The organism is uncultured Victivallis sp. (assembly GCA_944389935.1).
GTDB lineage: Bacteria > Verrucomicrobiota > Lentisphaeria > Victivallales > Victivallaceae > Victivallis.
The window spans coordinates 1-2,633 of record CALXOE010000098.1; the positions used below are offsets into that span (position 1 = coordinate 1).

Below are 2,633 nucleotides of genomic sequence, written 5' to 3' on the forward strand. Positions count from 1 at the left end.
CCGATCGCCGCCTGTCTCGCGCAGGATGGGGAAATCGTGAAAAAGGGCGAACTCATCGTCGAATACGACACCGACCAGCTCAACTACCGGCTCTCGAGCGCCCGGAATGCTCTGCGCGAAATCGAAGCGGAACTCGCGCTCGAACAACAGAACGCCTTTTCCGATGAGGAACGGCTCGGCAAAGTCAAACTGCTCGAAGCGAGGCGCGATACGATGGCGATCGCGGTGCGGGAAGCGCAATGGTATCTCGATCACGCCCGGATCGCCGCCCCGGCCGACGGCATCCTCGCACTCGCGGACGGGAGAGCCGAACAGCTCGCCGGCAAGGCGGTCCGGACCGGAGACAAACTCTTTGAAATCTACGGCGGCGACGGCATGATTGCGGAAATTCCAGTCAATGAGCGCGACGCCTCTATTCTGCGTAATTCATTCACTGCGAAGCTGTTTCTGCACACCGCACCCGAGACGGCGATTCCGGTCGAAATCCTCGAAGTATCGCACTATCCGGAGTTGACCGAGCAGAAAACCTACTGCTACAAAGTCCGCGTCCGGCTGCCGAAAGAGTCCTCCGGGCTGCGGTACGGCATGCGCGGCGTCGCCCGGCTCAGCGGCGGAAACGTCTCGCTCGGCTATCGGCTCTTCAAGAGCGTCGTGCTCTACTTCCGGGGGTTGTAAGATGGCGGAGACTCCCGAACCGGTCACCGGCGTGCTCAGAAGCGACGTCGAACTCATCCGCGGCAATCCGCCGCTTCTGTTCGACCGCCAGGCGGACGCCTACTACAAGGTCGCGCCGGAAATGCTCAACATACTGGCGTACCTGACCGAATCGATCCCGGTGTCGCAGTTCCGGGAGAAACTCGACCGAAACGGGGTCTCCGTCGACCGGGAGACTCTGCTGAAGCTGCTCGCGTTTCTGCAGCAGAACAATCTGCTCGCCCCCGAATACGGTCACATCGGCATCAAACGCGAACGGCAGGCGGCATTGAGAGAGAAGACGGCGTTTCTGCGCTTCTCGGCGGCCTATCTTTTTTTCAGGCTGCCGCCGTGGCGTCCGGAACGGCTCTTTGAGGCGATCGGGCCGTATGTCTCCTGGCTCGCCTCCAAATGGCTCGTGTGGCTGCTGGCGATTCCTGCCGTAATCGGTTACTTATTCATGATCCGTGACTTCGGGAATGTCCGGGCGACGTTTCTCGACTCGCTCTCGTGGGCGGGGCTGGCAAAATACTTCGTGGCGATTCTGTTTCTGAAGTTTGTTCATGAAGCGGCTCATTCGCTTGCGGCGATTCACTTCCGCTGCCGCGTGCGCGGAATCGGCATCGGATTCATGGTCTTTTATCCGCGGCTCTACACGGATACGACCGACAGCTGGCGGCTGCCGCGTCGCCAACGACTGCTCATCGACGCGGCAGGAATCATCATCGAACTTCTGCTGGGGGGCATCGCGGCTCTCCTCTGGTGCTATCTGCCGCCGGGGAGCTGGAAGTCGACGATGTTCTACGTATTCACGGTCAGCACGCTTTCGACGCTGTTCGTGAACGGCAATCCGTTCATCCGCTACGACGGCTACTACATTCTCTGCGATCTGCTGAACATCGAAAATCTCATGAGCCGTTCCTCGGAATATGTCAAACAGTTCTGGCGCTGGCACTTCCTCCGTCTCGGGGAGAAGCCGCGCAACGGGCGTGGATGGCTGCTGCTCTTCTTCGGAATCGGTTCATTCTGCTACCGGCTTTTTCTTTATACTTCGATCATCCTGCTGATCTACCACAAGTTCGTAAAAGCGGTCGCGATCGTGATGATGTTTTTCGAGCTTTACAGCATTCTCCTTTACCCGTTCTGGCGGGAGGTGCAGACGGTCCGGACGCTTTCAAAACGTTCCGCCGGACGCGCGCGCTGGATTCTGGGCGGAGTCGTGCTGCTGATCCTGGCGGGGGTGCTGTTTCTGCCGCTCTCATGGAACATCTCGCTGCCGGGCGAGACAGTTCCGGCGGAACACCGGCAGATCACGGTCGCGGAATCCGGTTATCTGACAAACGATCTGCCGCGCCGCGCCATCCCGGTCAATGCGGGGGAGACGCTGTTTCAACTCCATTCGCCGCAACTCGAAAGCGCCATCGAACGGCTGAAAGCGGTGCGGACCTACGACCGCACGCTCCATGAACTTCAACAGCTCGATGAGGAACGTTTTTCCGAAAGCCGCGTAACCGCGGAGAAACTCGCTTCCGACGAAACCGGGTTGCGGGAACTGCTGCGCCGCCGGGAGAACCTGACCGTGACCACGCCGGAAACCGGGATTTTCGTGTCGAGACTCCCGACGTTGTCGAAAGGTGCGTTTCTGCCGAAAGGAGTGCTTGCCGGGGAGGTGGTTTCGGATCGGCTCGCGGTCTACGCATACGCGCAGGATCGCGATATCGGCAAGCTCAAGCCGGGTGACGAGGCGACCGTCTATCCCGGGGATTCGCTTGCGACATATCCGGCGCGGATCGTCAACGTGAACCGGATCGCGGCGCAGCTGAAAGACTCTCCGCTGCTGCAGCACTTCGGCGGGCCGATCCCGGTCTATCCGGACCCGGGGAACGACCATCATTACAGTTCGGTGCTGCCGCTCTACCGGATCGAGCTCGAATTCACCG

At 60.0% G+C, this 2,633-nt stretch carries 2 protein-coding genes; both read left to right on the forward strand.

Annotated features, from left to right (window positions below; genetic code table 11):
* The coding region (locus Q0J85_RS15400) for an HlyD family efflux transporter periplasmic adaptor subunit (protein ID WP_294483237.1) at positions 1 to 675 on the forward strand (675 nt) is incomplete at its 5' end.
* Between the two features lies 1 nt (position 676).
* A partial coding sequence (locus Q0J85_RS15405; protein WP_294483240.1) for a site-2 protease family protein occupies positions 677 to 2,633 on the forward strand: 1,957 nt, incomplete at its 3' end.